Origin of the sequence: Polymorphobacter sp. PAMC 29334 (genome assembly GCF_019431245.1) — a bacterium.
GTDB classification, from domain to species: domain Bacteria; phylum Pseudomonadota; class Alphaproteobacteria; order Sphingomonadales; family Sphingomonadaceae; genus Polymorphobacter_B; species Polymorphobacter_B megasporae.
On the sequence record NZ_CP080243.1, the window covers coordinates 2,950,286 to 2,971,408 of the forward strand.

Here is a 21,123-nt window from a genome sequence, read left to right on the forward strand (position 1 = left end):
ACGGAAAGCGCTGACACATTGCGCCGGTTGTGCGTCGCCGGATTACATCACTTCGTGCTTGTCGCGCCGCGTCTTGCCGAACAGGTTCTGCCGTTCGAGGCGGGCCAGCAGCGCCGCGTAATAAGCGGTGAGAAAGGCCAAGTCGTCGCCGCCCTTGAAGCCGATCTTGCGGCGGATGCTCGCCGCGACCGCGATCACGGGATCGTCGGGGCGGCGGCGCATCGGGTTGACCTCGCTGCGGCGAAGGACGTCCTCGAGCGTCTGGAGTTCGAACACGCCGTAGGCGGCGAGTTGCGCGTCGGTGAAGATCAGGCCGGCGGTGGCCGCGCCGCGTTCGGTGACATCGACGCCGAGGCGACGGCGCGGCGCGCGCAGCACCCAGGTGCCCGCAAGGATGTCGCCGACGCGGAGCCGGTCGTGGTTGAACAGCGGCAGCACTGCAAAGCCGATCGTCCAGCCGATGCCGGCGAGCGCGGTCCACGCACTCGCCTGCCCGGCTCCCGCCTGATACGCGAGGAACGAGAGCGGCAGGAAGAATTCGAGCTCGCGGACGAGGTTGCGCGCGACGAGGGCGTCGATCGTCAGCCGATCGCCGTCGCGCGCAGCGACCCGCAGGCCGACGATCCGCTTACCCGGCGTCGCCGTTCGCCGCCCCGCCTCGAACAGCACGAACCACAGATTGCGCAGGACGAAGGCGGCCAGCAGCCAGATGACGCCGACGATCTGGAACATGACCGAGCCGCCGCCGGGCAGCGTCAGCGCGAGCGACCCCGCGAGGACCAGCGCCGCGATCGTGAGCGCAACAAGCACGCCCGTCATCATCGCGAGATCGAGGACGAACGCCCACAATCGCTGCCCGCTGCCAGCGAGCTGAAGTGTCAGGACGACGCCCTCGGGCGTGACCAGCGCGCGGGCGTCGTCGTCGGCCCGGCGAACGCTCATCGCGTTCGCCGCGGAAGATAGAAGTAGCCCGACCAGAGCGCGAACATCGCGCCCGCGATCGCGTAGCGCGCCACCGTCCCGGTAACGAGCTGGCGGGCGAAGCCTTCGAGCAGCCCGGCGACGAACAGCATCGCCGCGACGCCGATCATCACCGTCGCTGCCTGCCGCCCGGCAGCCTGCGCCGCGGCAATCCGCGTCGAGGCCCCGGGAAAGATCACTGCGCCGCCGATCCGCAGCCCCGCCGCCCCGGCGAGAACGACGGCGAACAATTCAGTCGTGCCGTGGATCATCAACCAGCCGCCGAGTTCGATGCCGAGCCCGCGCCCGCCGAACAACGCGAAGAACGCACCGAGCATGGTCCCAGTCGACAGCATCAGCAGCGCCGTCGGGACCGCGGCGGCAAAGCCGAGCGCGAACGCGCCGATCGCAACGCGCGCATTGTTCGTGAACAGGAAGCCCGCGAGGAGCGCGAGCGGCTGGTCGCCGCCCCCGCTCAGCGTCGCCCGCAGGCTCGCCGTCGTCGCTTGCGGATCGCGGCCGTGGGCGAGGGCTTCCGGCACGAACGACGCGTACCATGCGGGGTCGCGGTTCACGAGGATGAACCCGATCACCGTGCCGAGCGCGAGCAGCGCAAGCGCAACCAGGGTCTCGACCGCGAGCCCGCGCACCGCCGCCGGGAGATCGCGCAGGACGAAGCGCGCCGCCCGGGCTGCCAGCCCGCCACGCACCCCGTACACGAAGAAATACGCGCGCGCCGAAAGCGCCTCGAGATAGGCCACGAGGTCGGCGTCGAGCGACGTCGCGCGCGCAACCGACAGCGACGAAACCGCCGCACGATACAGGCGCGGCAGCGCCAGAAGATCGTCGTCCGACAGCCTGCGCAGCGATGTCTTGTCGGCGCGGTCGAGCAGGGCCTCGAGCGCCGACCAGTCGGCCTCACGGTCGGCGCGGAAGCGGCGGCTGCCGACGACGAGGCCGGTCATCGCAACCGCCGGCGGCGCGCGTCGAGGTAGCGTTCGGCGAGCGCCGGGCCGAGGTCGCGCCACGACGCCTCGAGGACTTCGACCCCCATCCGCCGCAGCCGCGTCAGGACGATGCGCCGCTCGCGGAGCAGGTCGGCGGCGATGACGGCCCGGGTGACGTCGTCGGCGGTGAGCGGCTCGGCGGCGACGAGCGCCTCGAGCACCTCGTGGTTCAGCACGACGCACAGCAGGACGTGACGCTCGAGCAGCCTTCCGACCGAACGCAGCATCAGCTCCGCGGAAATCGCGTCGGTGAAATCGGTGAACAGGATGATCAGCGACCGGCGCTCGAGCCGCGCCGCGAGCGTCGACAGGCCGAGCGTGAAGTTGGTCTCGTCGGAGCTACAGTCGAGCCTGCCCGCCAGTCGGCGGACGTCGGCGAAGGCCGGCGTGCCGGTCAGCGCCGCGCTCGCCAGCCGCGGCCGCGAGTCGAAGCCGAACAGCGTCACCCGGTCGCCGAGCTTGAGCGAGAGATATGCGATGAGCAGTCCGGCGCTGATCGCCCTGTCGAGCCGCGCGACGCCGGCGACGGGCTCGACCATCGTCCGCCCGCAGTCGAAGGCGAGGACGATGTTGTTGTCGCGCTCGGCGCGATATTCCTTGGCGAACAGCGCCGAATGCCGCGCCGACGCCTTCCAGTCGATCCGCCGCCGGTCCATGCCGGGCTGATACTGGGCCAATGCGTCGAATTCACCGCCCTGGCCGGTTTCACGCCACACCGTCGAGCCCGTTCGAGCCTCCCGGCTAAGCAGCGCTACGGACTCGCCGCGCACGCTGCGGACGTCGGGGGTGACCAGCACGCTGCGGTCGAGGCGCGTCGCCCGCTGCCGCCAGACCAGTCCGAGCGGCCCCTGCCAGCGCAACGTCAGTTCACCGAGCATCGCGATGCCGCGACGCAGCGCCGTCGCCGGGATCAGCGCGGTCTCCGAAACCGTCGCCCCCGCCGCGAGCCGCGAGCGGCCGCCGCCAAGGTCGAGCCGCGCGTCGCCGCCAACCGACGCCTCGGCGCGTCGCGAGTGCGGCTGGGACAACGACAAGGGGAGCCCGAAGCGCTCGCCGACGCCCACCGATACCGGAGCCGCGAGTGTGAGCGTGCCCGGCGTCACCGCGGCAGCGACATCGGCGGCGGCGAGCAGCAGCAACAGCAACACCCAACCGAGCGGTAGCAGCCACAAAGCCGGCGCGAGGATCCCGACGAGCAGCGCCACCGGCGCGCCGAGCGCCGCCGCGAGGACGAGGCGCCGCGTCGGATAGATCACCGCGGGGCCGCCGTTGCCTCGATCAGACCGGCGATGACGCGGTCGACCGGGACCCCGTCGATTTCGGCCGCTGGCGACACGACGACGCGGTGACGCAAGACGTCGGGGGCGAGCGCCTTGACGTCGTCGGGCAGGACATAGTCGCGGCCGTCGAGCGCGGCGGCTGCCCGCGCCGCGCCGGCGAGCATGACCGCGGCGCGCGGGCTCGCTCCCGACGACAGGTCGGCGGTGGTGCGCGTCGCGCGGACGAGAGCGACGATATAGTCGACCACCTCGTCGACGAGCCGGACTGCCTCCACCGTCGCGACGGCTTCGCCGAGCAACGCCGCGTCGGCCTGCGCCGCGACATGCCACCCGGCCGGCGTCGCGACGCCGAAGCGGTTGCCGTGGGCGATCACGATGGCGCGCTCGTCGGCGGCGTCGGGGTAGCCGAGGACGTACTTGAACAGGAAGCGGTCGAGCTGTGCCTCGGGCAGCGGATAGACGCCCTGGTTCTCGATCGGATTTTGCGTTGCGACGACCATGAACCTCGCCCCCAGCGGGTAAGTCGTGCCGTCGATCGTGACCTGGCGTTCCTGCATTGCCTCGAGCAGCGCGGCCTGCGTCTTGGGCGGGGTGCGGTTGATCTCGTCGGCCAGCAGCAGCTCGGTGAAGATCGGCCCGCGCGTCAGCGTGAACGCGCTCGTCTGGAAGTTGAACAGGTTCGCGCCGATGATGTCGCCGGGCATCAGGTCGGGGGTGAACTGGACGCGGCCGTAAGCGAGGCCGGTCGCCGCAGCGAAGCACTGCGCGAGCAGCGTCTTGGCGACGCCGGGCGGCCCCTCAAGAAGCACGTGGCCCGACGCGAACAGCGCGATGAGCAGGCGGCGGACGGCGGTGCCCTGCCCGACGACCGCCTTGCCGACCTCGGCCTCGATCCTGGCTGCGAGCTCCCTGACGTCGTCAACGGTCATGAACGGCTTCCATCTGCCAGCGGTGAAGGGCACGCGCGCTGGCCAGCGCCGCAGCGGGCGTCTCGACGAGGGTCGCGTCGTGGGCGAGGACGCTGAAGCGCGGCGCGGTACCGACACGGTCGAGCCATGCGGCCCGCTCGCGGTCGGTCAATCCCGTCGGAGCATGCCGGTGCGCGGCGACGGTCGCGCCTGCGAGCGCCGCGTAGCGCGGGGCGATTGCGCCTTCGCGCCTCGCCGTCGCGATCACCGCGGCGATGTTGTCGATCAACGCGGCACTGCCGAAGGCGATCGCGCGGCCCGGCACGACGGGCGTCCCGAAGCGGATCGCTGCCTGCCAGACGGCGAGCCCGGCGACCGCGACGAGCGCGAGCGTCAGCCCGAGGAACGGCGGCTCGAGCATCAGCCGCAGCAGGTCGCGGCCGCCGCCGAAGCCGTTGAGCGTGACGTCGAAGACAAGTCCGCCGTCCTTCGCGGCACCGAGGTCGCGCAGAAGCGCGATGGCAATGCGCGCGCCGGCGAGATCGCGCATCCCGGCGTTGTCGAGCAGGTCGGGGTCGGCAAGAATGAAGATATTATGTTTCGTCTGCCAGCCGAGAACGACGCTGCCGTCGGCGGCGGTCACGATCGCGTCGAGGCCGGCGGCGGGCTCGAGGCGCTGGAGGACTGCCGGCGCGGGAAACGTGTCGACCCCGGCGATGCCCGGCGCGGTCAGACGCTCGCCACGCCGCGCCGCTCGTGTCGTCACGCCCACACCGGGGGCGACCGTCGATAGCGGTGCGTCCGGTGCGGCGACGAGGCCGTGGGTTTCGATCCACGTCGGGCGGATCGGAATCGGCGAGGTCTCCCATTTCGGGACGATGATAAGCGTCGGCTCGCCGTCACGCGCGCGGACCAGCCGGTCCACTTGCGCCGGGCTGGTGCCGGCTTCGGGGGTAAGGACGAGCAGCCCCGCGTCGCCGGGCCGGTCATCGTGCGACAAGCGGGTCGGCGTCCCGCTCGCCGTCGCAAGGTCGACGATCGCGCTGAAGCCGGTCCCGGCGCGCGATAGGGCATGGCCGCCACGGTTATGCGCCGCGTCGAGTGCGGGGGCGTAGGCAGTGAGGAAGGCGAAGGCGACCGCGCTGACAACGCCGACGGACAGTAGGACGAACAGGACGACGCGGTTGAACGGGGCGGCTTTGCCCGATGCCGCTCCGGCGGCGGGGTTTGATGCTGCTCCGACAGCGGGTTCGGTCATGCCCATGCCGCCGGAAACGCTACGCCTTCGTACGCCGTGCGCGCGCGGGTCCACGCGTCCGCCCCGACCGGGCGCGCGGCGAACAGCCCGGTTTCGACGACCTCGGTGATCAGCGCGAAGGCGGTGGCGACGTCACCGGGCAGGCGAGGCGACCGGGCGATGTCGCGGCTTGTCAGCGCTGGAGCAAGGCTGTCGGACCGGTGCGCCTCGATCTGCTCGACACTGCGGAGGAGGACGAGGCGCGCGGCGGCGGCAAATTCGCCGCGGCTGGCGAGCGCATCAGCCTCGGCGAGCAACGCCCGTGCTGGGGCCGCGTCGGGGCGCCAGCCTACGTCGGCAACCGCCTCAGTAGAGTCGCGGCGAAACCGCGGCGCGAGCCAGCGGTATACGCCGAGAAGAAGCAGGCCGACGAGAAGCGCAAGCCCGCCCCAGAAGGCAAATTTGACGACCGGGCCGAGCGCGGCGAACTCGCTGGCGTGGCGATGGAGCCACTCGCCAAGCGCCTTCGCCCAAGCTGGCGGCTCGGGCGCGTGATATGCGGGCAGTTCGACCTGAGTCGACCCGTCGGCGAGCAGCCGCTGGTGCGCAGCCGCAATGCGGTCAATCGCCGTCGTCGCCCGCTCCCCCATCCTGTCCCCGATCGCTTAGGCTCATGGTTTCGCAGCCCCGCCGTGACAGCGCAAGGGGCGCTCCTGCGGCCGCGCTTCATTGGTTTGGGTGTCGTCGCCCGGCGAGCGATTGCCGCAGCCGCCACTGGACTTCGCTGCCGATCTCGGGAAAACTGGCGACAACGCCAAGGGTGGGGACTCAGACTATGGCCACGACTCCGTTTGCCGCCGAAAAGATTGATATCGGCCGAATTCTCAGCCACTCGTTCAGGGCGATCGGGCGTAATCCGCTACTTTATATTGGCATTGCCATCGTCTGCCTATTCATCCCGGGCGAGTTGATCCGGGTCGCCCTGACCTCGCAAATCGCCGCTGGCATGGCGCTCAAGCCGCTGACGTTGCTGCCCTATACGCTCGCGGGGGGCTTGTTCGGCCTAATCCTAAACGTCGTCGCGCAGGCGATGCTGGCACACGCGACGGTCACCGACTTGAACGGCAGCCGCCCGACCTTCGGAAACTGTTTCAAGACGGCGTTACCGCTCATTTTGCCGCTGATCGGCGTGGGGATCTTCGTCTATTTCGGCATCGTGCTCGGCATGATGCTTCTTCTTGTCCCCGGCATCATCTTCGCACTAATGTGGTCGGTGTCGGTCCCGGCTCTCGTCGAAGAACGCCGCGGCGTTCTGGCTAGCATGGGCCGCAGCAGGGCGCTGACCAAGGGGTCGCGCTGGCGGCTTTTCGGCCTGTTCCTTGTCGCGGGACTGATCTTGCTGGTGCCGCCGGCGCTCATCAGCGGGATCGCGGCGCGCCTTCAGGGCGGCATTCCTTCCCCGCTCAGTCCCGCCGTCCTCCTGGCGGGCTCGCTCAGCGCACTGGCAGCGATGCTCCTCGCGACGATCATCGCCGCGACCTACGTCGAGCTGCGCACGGTCAAGGAAGGCGCAACGGTCGAAAGCCTCGCCGCCGTCTTCGACTAAGCGCTTGCTGACGCAAGCTGTTGCGCGGGGTCGCAAAGCAGTCCGGCACCATGTTCGCCTCGGAAGCGCGGAGTGTCCTGAATATTTCGAATTGGCGCCGAAAGCGGGACATGCCGCAGCCGGTCTAAGCCCGCCTAGAGACTTCTTCCCAGGACACGCGTATCTTCAAAAAACGATTTCGACACAGGCTCCGGTGGCCGTTGGAACGATTCCGACCGCGCCGCCGTGCAGCAGAACGACCTGCCGGGCAAAGGTCAGCCCGACGCCGGTGCCAGCGCGCTTGGTTGTGAAAAAGGGCAGGAAAACGTCCTGCTGATATTCCGCTCGTATGCCGGGGCCATTGTCCGACACCGCGATTTTGGTGCGACCGTCCGGGAGTGCAGCGAGCGAAAGCACGATGCGCGGCGTGTCGCCGTGATCCGACGCCGCCTCGGCGGCGTTTTTCAGCAAGTTGAGCACGACCTGTGTCAGCAGCTCGATGTCGCCCACGACAATCGGATCGGCGACGATCGGCATCACCTCGAGCCGAACGGTTGGCCCGAGCGTGGTCGCCGCGAACAGCCGGGCCAGCTGGTCGGTCCACGCCCGGCCGTCGAACGGGGCGATGGTGACCGCGGGGGCTTGCGCGAAAGCGCGGTAGCTTTCGACGAAGTGCATGATGCCAGCCGCCCTTTTCGCCAGCGTCTCGACCGCGATGCGCGCATCCGCGATCCGAGTGTCCGCGCAGCCGTCGAGCCCAGCCATCAGCGTGGCCGCGCTGGCGGCAAGCGAGGTCACCGGCGTCATCGAATTCATGATCTCGTGCGTCAGGACCCGGACGAGATCGGACTGCAACCGCACCTCGGCGACGTCGAGTTCGTGCTGGATAATCTGGATCGAGACGATCCGCCACGGGGCACCGCCGCGCTCGACACTGGTGACCGCCAGCATCGCGCGCTGCGGCAGGCCATCGACGAGCAGCTGCGTCGATTGCCGCCCCGCCGAGGTCGCCTGCAACGCCTCGGTAAAGGCGGCGCCGAGCGGGGCATAATCCGCGATGCGGACACCCTTGACCCCGCCAAACAGCCGCCGCGCCGCCTTGTTGACCATTTCGACGCGGTCGTCGCCGTCGATAGCGAGCAGCGCAGTCGGAGTACCGTCGACCAAGGCGCTGGCGAAGCGGTTCTGGCCGGCGCTTTCGGCCAGCGCCGTGCGCAGCGTCCGGATCGCCGCATCGAACGCCTGTCCCAACTCGTCGAAGCCGCTGCCCCGACCCGCCTGCGCGAACGACTGGACGAGGTCGCGCTGTCCGAGCGCTGCGACGAAGCGCGCGACTTCGAGGTTGGTGCGGCGGGCGAGCGACCACACCGCCGCCCCCGACCAAATCACGACGCCGCCCATGACGAGCGTCGTGGCAGGCCTGCTGCCGAGCGACAGCACCCAACCAAGTAGCAATATGGACGCCGCGAAGACCGCCAACCGCAGCGCCAGCCGGAGGTCGAAGCGGCGGCTAAAGCCCATGTTTTTCCATGCGACGGTACAAGGTGCCACGGGTCAGGCCGAGTTCGGCGGCAGCGTTCGAGATGTTGAACGCATGCTTTTTCAGCGCCTGCTCGACCAAGTGCCGCTCGGCCCGGTCGAGGTTGAGGTCGGATGGTGCCGGTGCCGGAAGGCTGGTCGTCGGCAACCCGCGGGCAAGCGGGAAGTCGCTGGCGGTGAACCGGTCGCCCTCGGCCAGGATGACCGCGCGTTCGGCCGCATGACGCAGAGCGCGAACATTCCCGGGCCAGTCATAGGCGACCAACTCGGCCTGCACATCGGCCGGCAGCGAGCGTTCCGGCTTACCGTATTTGCGCCGGTAGACGTCGAGAAAATATTGCAGCAGCAAGGGGATATCCTCACGTCGACCGCGTAGCGGCGGCAACTCGATCTCCACTGTATTAAGGCGGAACAGCAAATCCTGCCGGAATCTTGCCGGGTCGCCAAGCTGCGCCGGGCCAAGGTTGGTTGCCGAAACGACGCGGACGTCGATCGGCACCGGGCGGTTGGCGCCGACCGGCATCACCTGCCGCTGTTCCAGCGCGGACAGCAGCTTTGGCTGGAGGTGGAGCGGCAGGTTGCCGACCTCGTCGAGGAACAGCGTGCCGCCATCCGCCGCCTGCAGCCGCCCGATCCGGTCGCCCCGCGCATCGGTGAAGGCACCCTTCACATGGCCGAACATCTCCGCATCGAACAGGCTTTCGGAAATTGCGCCGAGATCGACCGACACCATCACCCCCGCCGCGCGACGCGACAGGCGGTGCAACTCCCGCGCGACAAGCTCCTTGCCGGTCCCATTCTCACCGAGGATCAAGACATTGGCATCGGTCGGGCCCGCCTTTTCGATCAATGACACCACACGCGCCATCGCCGGTGACATGCCCAGCAGCGGCGTCTCGCCGGGGACGGACGCGATCGTCGCCATCTTGCCACGCTCGACCGACGTCGCCCGGCGCGAGCTGCGCAACGCCGCGGCAGTCCGAACCGTCGTCAGCAGCCGATCGTTCGACCATGGTTTGGAGACGAAGTCGGTCGCGCCCTGCTTCATCGCCGCGACAGCGACCTGAACGCCGCCGCGCGCGGTGATCAGCACGACCACCGCATCGGGATCGTGCGCCAGGATTCTCCCCAGCCAGGCGAACCCCTCCGCGCCGTCGGTCGCGCCGCGCGCAAAATTGGCATCGAGCAGGATGACGTCGGGCGACCGCGTCGCCATCAGGTCGAAGGCGGCTTGTGGCGACGATAATGTCACCACCTCGGCGAACAGGTCACGCAGCAGCAGGCGGGCGGCCAGCAGGATATCATCGTCGTCGTCGACCACGATGCACAGGCCATAAAGCTTCGGCAAAACCGTCATGCCGGCCTGACTGCCAGCAATCACAGGGCGTGCCAATGGCCGCTCGCGGACAGCGAAGTGTCCGTATGTGGACACTCCAAAAACGCTCGAATAACGGCAGATGTAGTCAACTCGCTGAAAACACGCGTGATTAGATAACTGGCACGGTGATTGCGCTGATCAGGTCAGAGGCCGGCGCAGTGTCGGCCTTCCTGCAAGGACATGACCATGTCGAACTCATTTGCCCGCTCCCTGATTGCCGCTGCAAGCGTGCTGACCTGCACAGTGGCCGTTGCCCCGGCCGCTGCCGCCATCTCCCCCGAAATCGTCGTCCAGCAAAAGACGGTGTCGTACGCCGACCTCGACCTTTCCAGCGCCGCCGGTCGCGACACGCTCGATCACCGCCTGCGCTCTGCAGCAAACAGCGTGTGCCTTGATGCCAACGCGCCGATCGCGACCAAGGCCTGTCGCAGCGCCGCGCTCGTCGATGCGCGCATCATGATGCAGCGCATCCAGTCGGCGTCGTGACGTTAAATCGGCAAGCGTGAGGCTCGCGTGACCCCAACGACCACCCCAGCCGAGAGCGGTGCCGGAATGGACCGCCGTGTCGTCCGCGCGGCCGGCGTGCCCAAATGGGTACGCCGGATCGCCGTCGGCTTGGTGATCGTGGTCGCCGCCGGGATCGGCTGGTGGTTGCTGCCGGCCAGCGGTTCGACCGATGTCGCGACGGCCGACATCGAGACCGGCACGGTCACCCGCGGTCCGTTCGCAGACTACCTGCCGGTTCGCGCGACCGTGGCGCCGGGGATCACGACCTTCGTCGGCACGCAGTCCGGCGGCCAAGTGGCCGCGCTGCTGGTGCAGGACGGAGCGCGCGTTGCCGCCGGCCAGCCGCTGGCGACGCTCGCCAACCCGCAGTTGAAGCTCGATATCCTGTCACGGGAGGCGGAGATCGCCGGGCGGCTGGGCGACGTCTCGGGGCAGGATTTGACGCTCGAGCGAAACCGGCTCGATCGCGCCAGCCAGACCGCCTCGACCAGCTACGACCTCATCAAGGCGCGTCGCGACCTGTCGATCCGCCAGCAGTTGCACGACCAGGGCTTCGTCTCGGATGCTGGCGTCGCAAGCTTTTCGGAGGAGGCCGACTATCAGCAAAAGCGCCTCGCCCAACTTCAGGCGGGCAAAGCGTCGGAGGACCGGATTGCCGCCCTCCAGGCGTCGCGGCTGGCCGACACGCGCGGTCGCCTAACCGGCACCCTGAATGCGGTGCAGGCGGGGCTCGATGCCTTGACGATCCACGCGCCGGTCGCCGGGCGGCTGACCAACTTCACGATCCAGCCGGGGCAGATGCTCAAGGCTGGCGACCCGGCCGGGCAGATCGGCAGCGAAAATAGCTGGAAGCTGGTCGCCGATGTCGACGAATATTACCTCGGCCGCGTCGCCGTCGGGCAACCGGCGTCGGGCGATGCCGGGCCGGCGCTCACCGTCACCAAGATGCTGCCCGCCGTAACTAACGGGCGCTTCCGCGTCGAGCTGGCATTCCACGGGCAGCCGCCCGCCGGGCTCAACCGCGGCCAGACGCTCGACGTGCGCGTGACGCTCGGCAGCACCCGCCCCGCGTTGCTGGCCCCGGTCGGTGGCTGGCTCGACAGCGGCGGCGGTACCTCGGCGCTCGTCCTCGACCCCGGCGGCCACACGGCACGCCGCCGCGTTATCAAGGTCGGCCGGCGCAACCCGGAAAGCGCCGAAATCCTGTCGGGTCTCATTGCCGGTGACCGCATCGTCACCTCCAGCACCACGGCCTTCAACAAGGCCGCCATGATCAACATTCGCTAGGAACAGCCCCATGATCCGGCTCCAGAATATTCAACGCACCTATGCTTCGGACGAGGTCGAGACGACTGCGCTCGCCGACATCGACCTGCACGTCGTCAAGGGCGAGTTCCTGGCGATCATGGGTCCGTCGGGATGCGGCAAGTCGACCTTGCTCAACATCCTCGGGACCGTCGATCGTCCGACCGGCGGCGCGTATCTGTTCGGCGACCGCGATCTGGCGACGCTGAACGAGGCGGCACTGGCGCAGTTGCGCGCAGAGACCTTGGGGTTCGTCTTCCAGTCGTTCAACCTGATCGACGAGCTGACGATCGCCGAGAATGTTGAACTGGGGCTGACCTATCGGAAGACCGGCGCCGGTGACCGCAAGGCAAGGGTCGCGGCGGCGATGGACCGGGTCGGCATTTCGCACCGCGCCCGCCACTTTCCGCACCAGTTGTCGGGGGGCCAGCAGCAGCGCGCCGCCATCGCCCGCGCCATCGTCGGCAACCCCAGCCTGATCCTCGCGGACGAACCGACCGGCAACCTCGATACCGAGAATGGCGCGCAGGTGATGGGAATCCTCGAAGCCCTGAATGCCGAAGGGGCGACGATCGTCATGGTCACCCACTCGCCCGCCCACGCCGACGCCGCGGGGCGCCGCATCGACATGCTGGACGGCCGCATCGTCGCCTCCGTCGCCCGCGCGATCTGAGGGGGGACGGCATGAACCGCTTCGCGCTCCTTACCTTCTATCGCTCGCTGACCCGACACAAGCTTTACGCGACGCTCAACATCGGCGGGCTCGCCGTGGGCATCGCAGTGTTCGTCGTGCTGGGGCTCTATGTCCGCTTCGAGACCAGCTACGAGCGCTGGCTGCCCGGCCATGACCAGGTCTATTTGGTCGAGGCCCGGCAAAAGGCGCTCGATCCCCGGCCGGGCCAATACTCCCCGATCGCCATGTGGAGCGCGGTCCACCGCGACGTGCCCGGCATCGTCGGCACGCGCCTCGTGCCCCGAAGCGCCACTGTGCTCAAGGACGGGATCGGCGTGCATGAACAGCTCGCCTTGGTCGATCCGGCGTTCGCCACCGTCTTCCGGCTGCCGACCGTGGCGGGCGACCTGGCGGCGGCGCTGGTCGACCCGACCGCCGTCGTCGTGACGCAAAAAACCGCGACGAAATATTTCGGTACGGCGAGCCCGATCGGCAAGACGATGACGATCACCTATGAAGGGGCATCGCACGCCTATCGCGTCGCCGCGGTGATCGCCGACCTGCCGAGGAATACCGACCTTGAATTCGACATGCTGGCGCGGCTAGTCATTTCCGAGGCCCCTGCCCCCGTCACGTTCAACAGTACGCATTACTGGAATTACTTCGAAGCGCAGACCTATGTCCGGCTGCCTTCTCCCGCTGACATCAGCCGGACGATCGGCCAGTTGACCGCCGTCGCGGCTAGGCACAGCCGGGTCGAAACCCCAGACGATCCCGACAACACTTTCGAAATCTCGCTCCAGCCGATCGCCGACGTGCACTTCGAGACCGCAGGTGCAAGACTCGCGGTGGCGACGCTCGGCATCGTCGGCGTGCTGACCCTGCTGATCGCCACCGTCAACTATGTGAACCTGGCGACGGCCCGAGCCGGGTTGCGGGCGCGCGAGGTGGCGATGCGCAAGGTGCTGGGTGCCAGCCGTGCCGTCCTCGCGCGCCATTATGTCGGCGAGGCGGTCGCCACCGCGGCTATTGCCGGAGTGATCGGCCTCGCGCTGGCCGAAAGCGGGCTGCCGCTGGTCAATGCCGCTGGGGGCCTGTCACTGTCGATCCAGTATTTCGGCTGGGACGGCACGCTGTTGCCGTGGCTGCTGCTGGTGATTCTGGTCGGGGTCGGTGCTGGACTGTATCCCGCACTGGTGCTGTCGCGGTTTCCGGCGGCGGCGGTACTCGCCTCGGCGCGGTCGCCCGGTGGCGGGCGCTGGGGGACGCGGGTCCGCGAGGCGCTGGTGGTGCTGCAATTCGCCATCGCGATCGCCTTCATGATCGGCACCGGCGTGTTGGTCGCGCAGACCGACCATATCCGCTCGGCCGATCCGGGTTACACCCGGCAGGGCCTGCTGCTCGTGCGCTCGCTTGGCAGCGACAGCCTGACGGCTGGCCAACGCGAATCGATCGTTCATCACCTTCGTTCCCTCCCCGGCGCGCAGGCCGTCACGGTCGCCAATGGCGTACCCGGCGGCGGCCTGTTCGGCGCGCAAACCAACGTCGAGATTCCCGGGGAGCCGGGCCATGGCCCATCGGTCTCCTTTTTCGAGATTTCGCCCGGCTTCTTCGAGGCGCTCGGCGGCCATCTGGTGGCCGGCAGAATGTTCGATCCGGCCCGACCCGGCGACATCAATGCCAACCTCGACGTCGTCGGGAAAGATGGAACGATCCCCTCGAATATCATCCTCAACCGCTCGGGCGTTACGGCGCTGCATTTCGCCAGCCCACAGGTGGCGATAGGCAAGACCGTCGGCGGCAAGGACCCGCGCACGGTCATCGGCGTCGTCGAGGACATGCGCTTCACCAGCCCGCGCGCACCGGTGCCACCGACCATGTACGACTTCCAGTTGCGCGACATGCGGCAGCCGATCGCCATATTGCGCTTCACAGGTGACCCGAAGGCGATGCTCGAGGCGGTGCAGCAGGCATGGCGGCAGGAGGCACCCGAGGTGCCGTTCCAGGCCAAGACGGTGGTGCAGGCGCTCAACCAATATTATGAACGCGACGACCATTCCGCGCTGCTGTTCACCATCGGCGCGGTGCTGGCGGTGGTCATCGGTTGCGTCGGTCTGTGGGGACTCGCCTCATTCAACACCGCGCGGCGGGTGAAGGAGATCGGCATCCGCAAGACGCTGGGCGCGTCCTCCACCGACATCGTCCGGCTGCTCGTCGGGCAGTTCCTGCGCCCGGTGCTGATCGCCAACCTGTTCGCGTGGCCGTTGGCCTATTTCGCCATGCGGACCTGGCTGGCCGGGTTCAACGACCGGATCGACCTGTCGCCGCTGTTCTTCATCGCGTCGACACTGCTGGCGCTCGTCATCGCCGTGCTGACGGTGTTCGCCCAATCGCTACGGGCGGCGCGCTCGACCCCGGCATGGGCGTTGCGGCATGATTAGGCGGGCGCTCCTGCTCGGCACGATCCTCGTCGCTTCCCCCACCGCCGCCGAGACTTTGCGCGAGGCGGTACTCGCGGCGCGGTCGACCAATCCGACCTTTGCCGCCGCCCAGGCCCGGCAGCAGGCGCTGAGGGAGACGGTCGAGCAGGCTCGCGCCGGGGGGCGGCTGACCGCCGCCGCAGATGTTTCGGCGGGTTATGACCGGCTCGGCTACTCCAGCGGCGCGAGCTCGACTGTTGCCGCTGCGCTGCCGATCTGGACGGGCAACCGTGTTCCGTCTGCTGTCCGCGCGGCCAAGGCCGACGTTGCCGCAGGCGATCAAAATGTTCGCGACAGCGAGGCGGCGCTTCTGACGGTCGTCGTCGCAGCCTACGCCGAGCTGCTATACGACCAGCAGGCGGTGGCGATCGCCGAGGCCGACATCGCGCTGCTGCAGCAGCAGGTGGCGGAGGCGCAAGCCCGCTTCCGGCTCGGCACTTCGACCCGCACCGATGTCGCGCAGCTCGACGCACAGCACGCCTCCGCCGTCGCTTCGCTCGCCGATGCCGATGCAACACTGATCACCACCGCAGCGCGTTATCGCGCGACCGTCGGCCATGATCCGGGCAAACTGGCGCTGCCCGACCGAGCGCTGCTGGCGCTCCCCGGCACGCTCGACCAGGCCCGCAGCCGCGCCGTCGCCGACAATCCATTGCTGCAGGCAAGCCTGCGAAGCGCCGACGCCTCCGCCGCGCGGGTCGATGTCGCGCGCGCCAACCGCGCGCCAAGCGTCGCGCTCGGGGCGCAATATGGCTATGCGGGAAGCTTCGCCGATGGCGGCACGCACGGCTATCCGCTGGCAACGGCGGTGACGATCGGGCTACATGTGCCGCTGCTCACCGGGGGGCTGGTCGCCTCGCAGGTCCGGCAGGCGAGCGCCGCACATCGGGCCGACCTGTTCGATACCGACGCGCAACAGCGCGAGACGCTGCGCGGCGTCGATGCCGCCTGGGCCGCGCTCGCGGGTGCCCGCGCCCGGATCAGGGCCGATGCGGGCCGGGTCGAGGCGGCGGACGTGGCGCTGAAAGGGGTTCGCGCCGAATATGCCTTCGGCCTGCGCACGACGCTCGACATTCTGGTCGCGGACGAAAGCCTGCGCGCGGCGCAGCTGGCGCTGGCCGGCGACCACAGCCGCGCGCTCGAAGCCGAAGCGGCACTCCTTCGCGCGACCGGCAGGCTCGACGTGAGCTTGTTCCTAGCTCCGATCTAGCCATCACTTTCGAGCAGGAGCTTAGGAGTCGGATCGGCGATGAGGTCGTCCTCGCGGCCGAGCGCATTCTTGGGCTCGCGACTCCCGCCGTTCGTTCGTGCGGTCCAAAGACCAGGTATCCCGCTTCACCGCATCTTATAGTCATCGACTTAGCTGTTCGTTTGCTGCGTTCGCCTCCAGTTTTGCGGAACTCCATCCGCCGCCAAGCGCCTGGAAAACCGTCACTACCGCGGTCAGCCGGTCGCCGCGAACCTGCACCAGCACGAGGTCGGCAGCATGGAGCCCCCGCTGTGCGTCGAGTTGCTCAAGATACGGTGAATAGCCCGCGCGGTAACGGTTCGTGGCCAGCTGAAGGGATTGGGCCAACGCTACGCGCTGCAGCACGATCGTATGCTCCTGCTCATCGAGTCGGCGGACCGCTGCGAGCGCGTCGTCGACCTCACGAAATGCTACAAGCGCGGCCCGGCGATAATTGAAGGATGCCTGATCGCGCCGCGCCGCTACGATCTGCTGCTGGGCTTGCAACCGCCCACCGTTTACGAGCGGCGCGAGCACATTGCCGCCGAGCGCGAATACGCCGATCGGATTGCCGAGCAGAGTGGGTGCAACATATCCCGCCGCGGCGGTCAGCTCAAAGTCGGGTAGAAACGCTGCGGCCGGCAAACGAGATCGCATGTGCCGTCTGCACACAGGATCGGGTTTGCGGCGATCTCATGACGCCGGCGGCTGCCGCCAGTAGTTGTTCGCCGCAGCGATCGTCGCGAATTCCACAGCGATGACATGGCTTGCCGCGATCAGGCCATAGGGATCGTGCGCGTACTGAGGACGACCTGTCTTCAGTGTCTCCAGCTCACCCTGCATTGCGTGAATTGAGTTGCGGGCAAGCATGATAGCGAGCGCCCGGCCGTCCTCAGGCGTCCTCGTCAGCAGGCTGTTTTCGGGGATAAGAGGGCGTTGGGGTACTTGGGTCACGATCTATCTCCAGTTTCGAGATGGGAGGGTCATACGGCGGCCCCCGGACAGGGATATTCGGCGTCTTCGAGGCGATCAGCCCGCGCCTTGCTGGGCGGCGGCCGGCACAGCCCGAAAGCCGACGCCGAGCCGGTTGAAGGCGTTCATCAGGCCGATCGCGATGGTCAAGTCGGTGAGGCGCTGCGGATCGAAACTGCGATGCGCCGCTTCGTAGTCCGCATCGGGTATGCCGGTGACAGCGACCCGCGTGACAGTCTCGGCCCAGGCCAGCGCCGCCTGTTCCTCGCCACCAAACAATGCGGCGGCCTCGCGCCATACTGGAAGCAGCGTCAGCTTGTCTTGTGCGACGCCACGCTTGAGCAGGTCGCGGGTGTGGGCATCGATGCAATAGGCACAGCCATTGATCTGACTGACCCTGAGATAGACGAGGTCGACAAGTCCCGCATCAAGGCCAGATTGCCGGACGTATCCATAAACGTGCCCGAGCGCCTTCATGCCAAGCGGGCTGGCGGTGTTATAGTCCAGTCGTGCCGTCATTCCTGCCTCCATCGTAAGGACTGGCTAAAGGTGGAGATCGAGCCAGTTTGAGATGTCGCCGATGACTTCGTCGCGTCCGATGTCATTGAGCAAGTCATGGTACCGCCCCGGGTAGAGTTTGAGCGTCTTGTCGGTGGCCCCGGCCGCGTCGAAGAAATACTGACTGCCGCTTGGTTTGGCGGCCTTATCCTCGACGCCGTGGAGGATGAGCAATGGCAGGACGATCCGGCCGAAACTCTGCCGCAGTTGGTCATCGGCCCGCACCAGCGCGGCGAGCGTCTCGGCCGGCTGCGCCTCATTCGCGATCAGCGGGTCAGCGTCCATGGCGGCGACAGCTGCAGGATCGCGCGAAAAGTCCGCATTTTTGAGTTTGAGGACATGCGCGTGCGGCGCGACGTGGCTCAGGCCCTTAATTATCGAAAGCGCGAAGTCCGGGGCTGGTAGCTCGTAGGCAAAGCTTTCACAGATCAGCCCCTGCAACTCGTCCTGTCGCTCGCTCGCGTATAGCGCCGCGACCACGCCGCCCGCCGAGTGGCCGAGCAAGAACAGCGGCAGCCCCGGTTCCTGAGTCTTGGCAAGCGCGATCAGTTGGTCGACGTCGCCGACATACTCCGCGAATGACGCGACCGTGAAACGCTCACCGTCTGACTGTCCGCGACCCCGCAAGTCGATCGCAAAGACCAATAAGGCGTCGTGGTTCAGCTGCTCCGCAACCCATTCATAATAGGCGCTATGGGAATTAAATCCCGGAACGATGATGACGATGCCTCGCGCGGCCGCGGCAGGCTGCCAGCGCCGGAAGGCAATACGGCCCCCATCGCGGCTCAAGAATTTCTGCGGATCCGTCATGCGGTTTTGCTCCTCGCCATGCGCCTCTATCGGACGTCGGGAACCTTAAGCGGCTCGCCGCCCTGCGAGACGAAGGTCACCAAGATGCGGGCCGGGCGGGTGCCACTCGTATTTTCCGTGACCAGATGATGAGCACTCGGTCGCTCAATCCAGCTCTGCCCGGCTCGGTAGGTTCGCAGCGGCTCGCCTTCCAACTGACTGCGAACCTCGCCCTCCAGCACATAAGCATAGAGGAACGCGCTGCCGTGCCGGTGCGGCGCGGCACGCGCGCCGGGCAGGAAATTGACCTCAACCGCAGTGGAGCGCTTGGCACCGTCCATCAGATCATAAGCGGCAAGTGGCGTCACCCGCTCTTCCGCCGACGCTAACGAGCCTGCGCCAAGCAGCAGCATGACCGAAAGACTTTTAGCATTCATGGAATAGGCGCCCCGACCGTACGTCTCATTCCGGGGACCTAGCTTGACGGTGCCACCCGATCTTTCAGGAAAGGCGCTCGACTTGCACGAAAGCCGCGGTGTCGATCAGTTTCTTCTGATGTGACGCCAGGCACCTGGTGGGACGCCAACGATCCGCCGGAACACCGTCGTGAAATGGCTTTGGTCGGTGAAGCCGCACTCGAGTGCGATCGCCGCCAGTGGACGGGTCGTCGACAGCAACAGGCTCTCAGCTCGCTCGATCCGACGCTGCATCAGCCAGCGGTGCGGCGGTGAAGCCGTCGACCGCTGGAATGCCCGTGCGAAGTGCTTGACCGACAGGCCGCAGGCGGCAGCTATCTCGCTCAGCCGAATGTCACCGTCTAGCCGTGAGGCCATCAAGTCCTTGGCAATGCGCAATTGCCAAGGCGCAAGTTGGCCCGTGGGCACGGTCACGGGCCCGCGGGCAGCGAGGAAATTGCTCGCGCAATGCGCGGCCAGCGCCCAGCCGAGATGATCAAGAAAGAGGGTCGTTGGTCGACTGCTGCCGCCGAAGACGCCGCCCAGCGCCATCACGAGGCCGGCGATGACAGGATCGACGACGCAGACGCCGGCCTCGATGACCAAGTCGCCCGACCGGCCGTCGTCGAAGGCAGCGTCCAGCACCGCTCGAGGCACGTAGAGGTTTGTCGCCTCGAAGCCGGTGTTGATCGAGCACGCCCACTCGCGCCGGTAATCGTACATCGTGAAGGCGCCATAATTCGGTCCGCGCACGGCGACCTTGCGGTTATCGAGGAAGAGGTCGGCTTGGACGTCGCGGTGCTGGAAGCCCAACATGATGGCATCTTCCCGGACCGGCGTTGTGATATAGCCCAATGCATGCAGAGCGCGGACCCGCGAGAAACTGACGACGCCACGATCGAGTGTGTTGGCGATAACGGTCTGTGTCTCGGGTGCCTCGAAATACGCCATGTCGAGGTTGCTGGTTGCGCTCTGAGACACGAGCCGCTCCGTAGGTCGATATAGAACCTTAGTACATCTACGGTCGGCTGACATCGTATATTTCCCGTTCGGTATGATCTCTGTTTCAAGCCTGTTTCTTGGAGGCAGGCTTGGCTCGGGGCGATCTTATGGACGAACAAGGAGCTGCGACTGGAATATTGCTGCCGCCTTAGCGACCTAGGCTATGTTGAGCGTCGCCGCGCCGAGGTCGACGCGGAGTATTCACGGTAAAGTCGCAGTTGGGGTTCGAGCTCGACAGGAGCGAGATCGCGATGTTTCCGGTTAGGTCGAGTACGCCGACCCGCTGGCCGTAGATATTCGAGTGACGATCGGTAACGTTCAGGAAGTTCGCGCTTGTACCGAGCAATGCCTTGGCGCCCTTGCGCCGACACCCGAGAAGCTCGGCATAATTGAGCATTACGGACAAGATCGGGACCGCCCGATTGAACACGACTTCGTGCGATCCGGCAAAGCGTTGCGTCAACGGACGACGTTACTCCTCCCGATCGCGGCGAGGTTCATCGCACCGAAAAACGGCTGCAGATCGCGGCGGAGAGCACGCGCCGATGTCTTCTGCGTCGCGGGCTTCCAATCGCGTGAATAGTCGTGCCAGAGTTCGACGAAATAGGCCGCGAAGGTTCGTATCTTTTGTGTTTCTGGGCCCTTAAGCAACCCGTCGAGAGCAGCGGAAGCGGGCAGCCGTTGCGCCCGCGTCTCGCTCGCATTCATGTCTTCGATCCAACCGAAGGTCACGCGACGCGTATCGCCGCAGCTTCTGAGCGTGGCGATCCAGCTGCCGCTGACCCCAACCTGCTTGCGCAAACGGAGCCAAACTCAGCCAGCTCATCGTCCTACAAGATGCAGTCTCCCGATGTCGAGCTATTGCGTCTGCGCGCGACTGTGCCCGTCAGATGAGCGCGATTGGCGGCTTTCGATGGTGGAGGTACCAAATAGCCAACATAGGCCTTGCTTGGTGGTGGCCAAGTCATTGCGGTATCGGCATTTTCGGGGGCTAACACAGCGTAGAACAGGCATCGACTCCCCTTCCGGTCGCGAGTCGCGGCATTGATTTGCTTGATAATTTTTCAATGCTGGCTGCGTAGGGTGTGCCCATCTTTTCCCACCGTACAGCCCGCGAAATCATCGGTTTTGGCACGTCAAATTGATCAGCATTCCTCATCACGCTCATCACGACGCAAACCGCCGCGAAGGCAGTCGAGGATGCTGGAAACCAGAATAAGTTGCGGGCGTAATCGCAGGGGTTGCAGCGTCGTGATCTTC

Annotated in this window: 21 protein-coding genes; 6 read left to right on the top strand and 15 right to left on the bottom strand. The window is 67.0% G+C overall.

Annotated elements, in window-relative coordinates:
* Window positions 1-42: 42 nt before the first annotated feature.
* From KZX46_RS17710 to KZX46_RS17735, 6 genes are read right to left on the bottom strand one after another with little or no spacing between them, the layout of a single operon-like run.
* A complete protein-coding gene (locus KZX46_RS17710; protein WP_219775075.1) occupies window positions 43-942 on the bottom strand; it encodes an RDD family protein in 900 nt (299 codons plus the stop codon).
* A complete protein-coding gene (locus KZX46_RS17715; protein ID WP_219775076.1) occupies window positions 939-1,925 on the bottom strand; it encodes a stage II sporulation protein M in 987 nt (328 codons plus the stop codon). Before KZX46_RS17715 ends, KZX46_RS17710 begins: the two co-directional genes overlap by 4 nt.
* Entirely contained in the window at window positions 1,922-3,223 is a 1,302-nt protein-coding gene (locus KZX46_RS17720; RefSeq protein ID WP_219775077.1) for a DUF58 domain-containing protein, read from the bottom strand. Before KZX46_RS17720 ends, KZX46_RS17715 begins: the two co-directional genes overlap by 4 nt.
* Window positions 3,220-4,176 (bottom strand): MoxR family ATPase, encoded by a 957-nt coding sequence (locus KZX46_RS17725; protein WP_219775078.1) that lies wholly within the window; start codon window positions 4,174-4,176, stop codon window positions 3,220-3,222. The genes KZX46_RS17720 and KZX46_RS17725 overlap by 4 nt, the downstream gene beginning before the upstream one ends.
* A complete protein-coding gene (locus KZX46_RS17730; RefSeq protein ID WP_219775079.1) occupies window positions 4,166-5,413 on the bottom strand; it encodes a DUF4350 domain-containing protein in 1,248 nt (415 codons plus the stop codon). The genes KZX46_RS17725 and KZX46_RS17730 overlap by 11 nt, the downstream gene beginning before the upstream one ends.
* Window positions 5,410-6,042: a hypothetical protein gene (locus tag KZX46_RS17735; protein WP_219775080.1), complete on the bottom strand. Its 633-nt coding sequence runs from the start codon at window positions 6,040-6,042 to the stop codon at window positions 5,410-5,412. The genes KZX46_RS17730 and KZX46_RS17735 overlap by 4 nt, the downstream gene beginning before the upstream one ends.
* 185 nt (window positions 6,043-6,227) lie before the next feature.
* Between KZX46_RS17735 and KZX46_RS17740 the strand changes: the two genes are divergently transcribed.
* Window positions 6,228-6,998 carry a hypothetical protein gene (locus KZX46_RS17740; RefSeq protein WP_219775081.1) on the top strand — a complete coding sequence of 257 codons (771 nt, stop codon included), beginning with the start codon at window positions 6,228-6,230 and terminating at the stop codon, window positions 6,996-6,998.
* Between the two features lie 165 nt (window positions 6,999-7,163).
* Here KZX46_RS17740 and KZX46_RS17745 read toward each other — a convergent pair whose 3' ends face one another.
* Both KZX46_RS17745 and KZX46_RS17750 read right to left on the bottom strand, forming a co-directional pair.
* A complete protein-coding gene (locus KZX46_RS17745; protein WP_219775082.1) occupies window positions 7,164-8,498 on the bottom strand; it encodes a PAS domain-containing sensor histidine kinase in 1,335 nt (444 codons plus the stop codon).
* The gene (locus KZX46_RS17750; RefSeq protein WP_219775083.1) at window positions 8,488-9,873 is read right to left on the bottom strand and encodes a sigma-54 dependent transcriptional regulator; all 1,386 of its coding nucleotides are present in this window, start codon (window positions 9,871-9,873) and stop codon (window positions 8,488-8,490) included. Before KZX46_RS17750 ends, KZX46_RS17745 begins: the two co-directional genes overlap by 11 nt.
* Window positions 9,874-10,074: 201 nt before the next feature.
* Here KZX46_RS17750 and KZX46_RS17755 point away from each other — a divergent pair, with 201 nt between their 5' ends.
* From KZX46_RS17755 to KZX46_RS17775, 5 genes are read left to right on the top strand one after another with little or no spacing between them, the layout of a single operon-like run.
* Window positions 10,075-10,380 (top strand): UrcA family protein, encoded by a 306-nt coding sequence (locus KZX46_RS17755; protein ID WP_219775084.1) that lies wholly within the window; start codon window positions 10,075-10,077, stop codon window positions 10,378-10,380.
* Window positions 10,381-10,407: 27 nt separating this feature from the next.
* The gene (locus KZX46_RS17760) at window positions 10,408-11,688 is read left to right on the top strand and encodes an efflux RND transporter periplasmic adaptor subunit (RefSeq protein ID WP_226896035.1); all 1,281 of its coding nucleotides are present in this window, start codon (window positions 10,408-10,410) and stop codon (window positions 11,686-11,688) included.
* A gap of 10 nt (window positions 11,689-11,698) precedes the next feature.
* A complete protein-coding gene (locus KZX46_RS17765) occupies window positions 11,699-12,379 on the top strand; it encodes an ABC transporter ATP-binding protein (protein ID WP_219775085.1) in 681 nt (226 codons plus the stop codon).
* A gap of 11 nt (window positions 12,380-12,390) precedes the next feature.
* Complete coding sequence (locus KZX46_RS17770) at window positions 12,391-14,820, top strand: ABC transporter permease (protein ID WP_219775086.1); 2,430 nt, start codon at window positions 12,391-12,393, stop codon at window positions 14,818-14,820.
* Window positions 14,813-16,069, top strand: coding sequence for a TolC family protein (locus KZX46_RS17775; RefSeq protein ID WP_219775087.1), 1,257 nt, complete (start codon window positions 14,813-14,815; stop codon window positions 16,067-16,069). The genes KZX46_RS17770 and KZX46_RS17775 overlap by 8 nt, the downstream gene beginning before the upstream one ends.
* A gap of 141 nt (window positions 16,070-16,210) precedes the next feature.
* Here KZX46_RS17775 and KZX46_RS17780 read toward each other — a convergent pair whose 3' ends face one another.
* The 7 genes from KZX46_RS17780 to KZX46_RS17810 form a co-directional block, all read right to left on the bottom strand.
* On the bottom strand, window positions 16,211-16,744 hold the full coding sequence (locus KZX46_RS17780; protein WP_219775088.1) for a TolC family protein: 534 nt from the start codon (window positions 16,742-16,744) through the stop codon (window positions 16,211-16,213).
* Window positions 16,745-16,780: 36 nt separating this feature from the next.
* Complete coding sequence (locus KZX46_RS17785; protein WP_219775089.1) at window positions 16,781-17,041, bottom strand: hexameric tyrosine-coordinated heme protein; 261 nt, start codon at window positions 17,039-17,041, stop codon at window positions 16,781-16,783.
* Between the two features lie 75 nt (window positions 17,042-17,116).
* Entirely contained in the window at window positions 17,117-17,578 is a 462-nt protein-coding gene (locus KZX46_RS17790) for a carboxymuconolactone decarboxylase family protein (RefSeq protein ID WP_219775090.1), read from the bottom strand.
* A 24-nt stretch (window positions 17,579-17,602) separates the two neighbouring features.
* Window positions 17,603-18,427, bottom strand: coding sequence for an alpha/beta hydrolase (locus KZX46_RS17795; RefSeq protein ID WP_219775091.1), 825 nt, complete (start codon window positions 18,425-18,427; stop codon window positions 17,603-17,605).
* A 26-nt stretch (window positions 18,428-18,453) separates the two neighbouring features.
* Window positions 18,454-18,819, bottom strand: a complete 366-nt coding sequence (locus KZX46_RS17800; protein ID WP_219775092.1) for a cupin domain-containing protein — start codon at window positions 18,817-18,819, stop codon at window positions 18,454-18,456.
* A 129-nt stretch (window positions 18,820-18,948) separates the two neighbouring features.
* Window positions 18,949-19,812 (bottom strand): helix-turn-helix domain-containing protein, encoded by an 864-nt coding sequence (locus tag KZX46_RS17805; protein WP_219775093.1) that lies wholly within the window; start codon window positions 19,810-19,812, stop codon window positions 18,949-18,951.
* A 510-nt stretch (window positions 19,813-20,322) separates the two neighbouring features.
* Window positions 20,323-20,595, bottom strand: a complete 273-nt coding sequence (locus KZX46_RS17810; RefSeq protein WP_219775094.1) for a hypothetical protein — start codon at window positions 20,593-20,595, stop codon at window positions 20,323-20,325.
* Between the last annotated feature and the right edge of the window lie 528 nt (window positions 20,596-21,123).

Bases quoted from the DNA above. Each gene is read 5' to 3' on its own strand.
- KZX46_RS17710 (WP_219775075.1), bottom strand. From the start codon at position 942: ATGAGCGTTCGCCGGGCCGACGACGACGCCCGCGCGCTGGTCACGCCC.
- KZX46_RS17715 (WP_219775076.1), bottom strand. From the start codon at position 1,925: ATGACCGGCCTCGTCGTCGGCAGCCGCCGCTTCCGCGCCGACCGTGAG.
- KZX46_RS17725 (WP_219775078.1), bottom strand. From the start codon at position 4,176: ATGACCGTTGACGACGTCAGGGAGCTCGCAGCCAGGATCGAGGCCGAG.
- KZX46_RS17730 (WP_219775079.1), bottom strand. From the start codon at position 5,413: ATGACCGAACCCGCTGTCGGAGCAGCATCAAACCCCGCCGCCGGAGCG.
- KZX46_RS17735 (WP_219775080.1), bottom strand. From the start codon at position 6,042: ATGGGGGAGCGGGCGACGACGGCGATTGACCGCATTGCGGCTGCGCAC.
- KZX46_RS17740 (WP_219775081.1), top strand. From the start codon at position 6,228: ATGGCCACGACTCCGTTTGCCGCCGAAAAGATTGATATCGGCCGAATT.
- KZX46_RS17745 (WP_219775082.1), bottom strand. From the start codon at position 8,498: ATGGGCTTTAGCCGCCGCTTCGACCTCCGGCTGGCGCTGCGGTTGGCG.
- KZX46_RS17750 (WP_219775083.1), bottom strand. From the start codon at position 9,873: ATGACGGTTTTGCCGAAGCTTTATGGCCTGTGCATCGTGGTCGACGAC.
- KZX46_RS17755 (WP_219775084.1), top strand. From the start codon at position 10,075: ATGACCATGTCGAACTCATTTGCCCGCTCCCTGATTGCCGCTGCAAGC.
- KZX46_RS17765 (WP_219775085.1), top strand. From the start codon at position 11,699: ATGATCCGGCTCCAGAATATTCAACGCACCTATGCTTCGGACGAGGTC.
- KZX46_RS17770 (WP_219775086.1), top strand. From the start codon at position 12,391: ATGAACCGCTTCGCGCTCCTTACCTTCTATCGCTCGCTGACCCGACAC.
- KZX46_RS17775 (WP_219775087.1), top strand. From the start codon at position 14,813: ATGATTAGGCGGGCGCTCCTGCTCGGCACGATCCTCGTCGCTTCCCCC.
- KZX46_RS17780 (WP_219775088.1), bottom strand. From the start codon at position 16,744: ATGCGATCTCGTTTGCCGGCCGCAGCGTTTCTACCCGACTTTGAGCTG.
- KZX46_RS17790 (WP_219775090.1), bottom strand. From the start codon at position 17,578: ATGACGGCACGACTGGACTATAACACCGCCAGCCCGCTTGGCATGAAG.
- KZX46_RS17795 (WP_219775091.1), bottom strand. From the start codon at position 18,427: ATGACGGATCCGCAGAAATTCTTGAGCCGCGATGGGGGCCGTATTGCC.
- KZX46_RS17800 (WP_219775092.1), bottom strand. From the start codon at position 18,819: ATGCTGCTGCTTGGCGCAGGCTCGTTAGCGTCGGCGGAAGAGCGGGTG.
- KZX46_RS17805 (WP_219775093.1), bottom strand. From the start codon at position 19,812: ATGGCGTATTTCGAGGCACCCGAGACACAGACCGTTATCGCCAACACA.